This window comes from Brevundimonas sp., from assembly GCF_032017145.1.
Lineage (GTDB): Bacteria > Pseudomonadota > Alphaproteobacteria > Caulobacterales > Caulobacteraceae > Brevundimonas.
In genome coordinates, this window is record NZ_DALZQC010000188.1 from 1 (window position 1) to 2,953 (window position 2,953).

Genomic DNA, 2,953 nt, shown 5'->3' on the forward strand with positions numbered 1-2,953 from the left:
CGCCGTGCCCGAGCGCGCGCCGGCGTCGGCGGATCCCCACGCCGGGCACGACATGTCGACGATGAGCCAGACCGCGCCCGCGCCGGCCATGCCGGCGGGACATGACATGTCGACCATGCAGAGCGGCCAACAGCCGGCCGCCGCCGGTCAGCCGGATCCCCACGCCGGGCACGACATGTCGACGATGCGGCAGACCGCGCCCGCGCCGGCCACGCCGGCGGGCCACGACATGTCGACCATGCAGAGCGGCCAGCGGCCGGCCGCCGCCGGTCAGCCGGATCCCCACGCCGGACATGACATGTCGACGATGGGCCAGACCGCGCCGGCGCCGGCCATGCCGGCGGGACATGACATGTCGACCATGCAGAGCGGCCAGCAGCCGGCCGCCGCCGCTCAGCCGGATCCCCACGCCGGGCACGACATGTCAACGATGCGGCAGACCGCGCCCGCGTCGGCCATGCCGGCGGGACATGACATGTCGACCATGGGGCAGATGCCCCCGGGTCATGACATGTCGGCCATGGCGATGCCGCCCGACGTGCCGACCAGCGCGGACAACCCGGGACGCCCTCCGGAAATGCCCCTTCCGCCCGGGGCGACCAGCGGCCCCGCTCACGCCGCCGATACCCTGTTCGATCCCGCGGAGATGGCGGCGGCCCGCGAACAGCTTCGCGTCGAGAATGGCGACGTGCGGACCACCGCGGTGATCATCGACCAGCTCGAAGCGACCTTCGCCGACGGCGAAGAAGCCTACGCCTGGGACGCCCAGGGCTGGACCGGCGGCGACATCAATCGCTTCTGGTGGAAGTCCGAAGGGGAGGGAGCCTTCGACGGCGAGGTCGAGGAGGCCGAGATCCAGGCCCTCTATAGCCGGGCGTTCCGACCCTTCTTCGACTTCCAGACCGGCCTGAGGCAGACCTACCGGCCCGAAGGCGACCGGACCGACCTGGTCGTCGGCATCCAGGGTCTGGCGCCCTACTGGTTCGAGGTCGACGCGGCGGCCTTCCTGTCCAACAAGGGCGAACTCACGGCGAGGGCCGAGGCCGAATACGATCAGCGCATCACCAATCGCTGGATCGTCCAGCCCCGGGCCGAGGTGGTGCTGTCGGCGGAGGACATCCCCGAACTCCGGATCGGGTCCGGCCTGTCGACGCTCCAGATCGGGGCCCGCTTGCGCTACGAGTTCCGCAAGGAATTCGCACCCTATGTCGGCGTCGAATGGACCAAGAGCTTCGGCAATACGGCGGACTTCCTGGAAGCTGACGGGCGAAGCTCGGAAGACACCCGGCTGGTCGTCGGCATTCGGGCGTGGTTCTAGCGAAGCGGCGGCGGGTCTTGTCTTGACGCCGGCGCCCCCACAGGCACGCAACGGGTCGGTTGTCAGGACGCCCCCGCCGGGGCCAGGGCCTCGCTACAGCCTGTGCCTTGCGCCGGCCGGTGACCGGCCCGGTGTTGTCCAATGACAGCGGGGCGGCGGATCCGGGCCGTCGTGATCGATCTGGATGACACCCTGCTCTCAGCCTATCGCCGCCCTGATCTGGCGTGGCGCAGCGTCTGTCAGGTATACCAGACCGAGCTTGGCGACCTCGCTCCGGACGTTGCAGCGCGCGCCCTGACGGAGGCGGGGCGGGCCTTCTGGAGCGATCCGGACAGCCACGCCGTGGGCCGCGCAGACCCGAAGCAGGCCCGGCGCGTCATCGCAGCCAAAGCCTTCGAGGCCTTGCGGCGCGACAGTAGTCCAACGGTATCTCCCGAGATCGCAGAGCGCATCGCCGACGCCTTCAGCCTCCATCGCGACCGGCAGATGCGGCTCGAACCCAAGGCGGACGCCGTGTTGGTCCAACTGCGGGACGCTGGATACCGGCTCGCGCTGCTCACCAACGGCGCCGGTCCACTGCAGCGCGCCAAGATCGAGCGTTTCGGTCTGGCTTCGCGTTTCCATCATATCCAGATTGAAGGCGAGGTCGGCGTTGGCAAGCCCGATCCGGGCGCGTTCAGGCGAGTGTTTGCCGCCTTGAACGTCGATCCGCCCGAGGTCTGTGTCGTCGGAGACAGTCTGGAATGGGACATTCGCCCGGCCAAGGCGCTGGGCTGTTTCACCATTCTGTACGACCCGGAGGCTGGCCAAGCTGTAGGACGCGGTTTCGGCGACGCCCACGTTGTGACCCGGACATTGGCGAGCTTGGCGCCCCACCTTCAGGAGCGTAGTTCGCCCCCCGGCCGGATGGATCGCGCCGGCCGGCGATCACGGCGCGCCGACTGAGCCCAGGGCTGAAAGACCATCGCGAGGGGTCAGCCGGGGAGCCGACCGCTGATCGACGACGGAAAAACGCCGCGCGGCAGGTCGCGCGGCGTTCCTTCCACATCCGGCTTCGGCCCCTCAGGAGGCGGGAGGCCGATCCCTCAGTGAACCATGAAACGGACGAGGCCGTTCATCTGGTGGCCGTCGGCGCCCTTCGCGGCCCAGGCGGCGGAATAGGATCCGGGGGCCAGGATGGGGAGGGGCGCGCTGACCGTGGTGACCGGCGCCGCGTCGTCGACCACAGCCACGTCGATGGACCGGGCGTCAGGGCCCGTCAGCCTGAGAGAGGTCAGGGTCATGGCGTGCGGGAACGTCGCCGAGAAGGTCGTCGGCGCGACCGCTAGCATGGCGTTGTCCGCGGGCGCGGTGACGACGCCGTTGGCGGGGGCCTGCATGGCGGCGTGATCCTGCGCCGACATGCCCGCGTGCGAATGGCTCTGGGCCTGGGCGAGGGAGACGGGAGCCAGCGCCGCCAGAGCGGCCAGGCTGGTGAGGATTGAACGGTTCATGAGAGACTTCCTGATGCTTACGTGGACTACTGGTTGGGCGGCATGGTCATGCCGTCCATCTTCGACATGTCATGGCCGGCCATCGGATCGGCCGGCGGCGGCGTCGGGGCGGGTGCTGGCGCCGGCGCGGGGCGGGTCGGTC

The 2,953-nt window shown here is 69.8% G+C and carries 3 protein-coding genes; 2 read left to right on the forward strand and 1 reads right to left on the reverse strand.

Features of this window, described 5'->3' with window-relative positions:
• Together RTU05_RS17635 and RTU05_RS17640 are read left to right on the forward strand one after the other, a co-directional pair.
• On the forward strand, positions 1-1,318 hold a 1,318-nt coding region (locus RTU05_RS17635), incomplete at its 5' end, for a copper resistance protein B (protein WP_312599599.1).
• Positions 1,319-1,489: 171 nt separating this feature from the next.
• Complete coding sequence (locus tag RTU05_RS17640; protein WP_164952667.1) at positions 1,490-2,263, forward strand: HAD family hydrolase; 774 nt, start codon at positions 1,490-1,492, stop codon at positions 2,261-2,263.
• A 140-nt stretch (positions 2,264-2,403) separates the two neighbouring features.
• Here RTU05_RS17640 and RTU05_RS17645 read toward each other — a convergent pair whose 3' ends face one another.
• On the reverse strand, positions 2,404-2,811 hold the full coding sequence (locus RTU05_RS17645; protein WP_052004988.1) for a copper resistance CopC family protein: 408 nt from the start codon (positions 2,809-2,811) through the stop codon (positions 2,404-2,406).
• Positions 2,812-2,953 lie beyond the last annotated feature (142 nt).